We start from the raw sequence: 313 nt of genomic DNA, 5'->3' as shown, positions 1-313 counted from the left end.
AGACCGCCGACCAGATATCGCGCGAATCATGCTCGGCGGTCTGCAAGGCCGTGCGCGCCGCCGTCGCCAAGGCGGGGATCGCGGCCGATGATGTCGTCGGCATTTCCTTCGACGCCACCTGCTCGCTCGTGGTGCGAGGTAGGGATAGCGAACAGCTCAGCGTGTCGGTCACCGGCGAAAAGCGCTGGGACACCATCGTCTGGCTCGACCACCGGGCCATCGCCGAGGCCGACGAGTGCACGGCGAGCGGCCACGCCGTGCTCGACTATATCGGCGGCGTCATGTCGCCGGAAATGGCGACGCCGAAGCTGAT

Annotated in this window: 1 pseudogene; it reads left to right on the top strand. The window is 67.1% G+C overall.

What is annotated here, in order from left to right:
* A pseudogene (locus EN862_RS35465) lies at window positions 1-313 on the top strand (ribulokinase); the annotation flags it as partial.

This window comes from Mesorhizobium sp. M2E.F.Ca.ET.219.01.1.1 (assembly GCF_004016445.2).
GTDB lineage: Bacteria > Pseudomonadota > Alphaproteobacteria > Rhizobiales > Rhizobiaceae > Mesorhizobium.
Note: the sequence above shows the minus strand (reverse complement) of the source record. Positions and strands in the feature narration are given on the sequence as shown.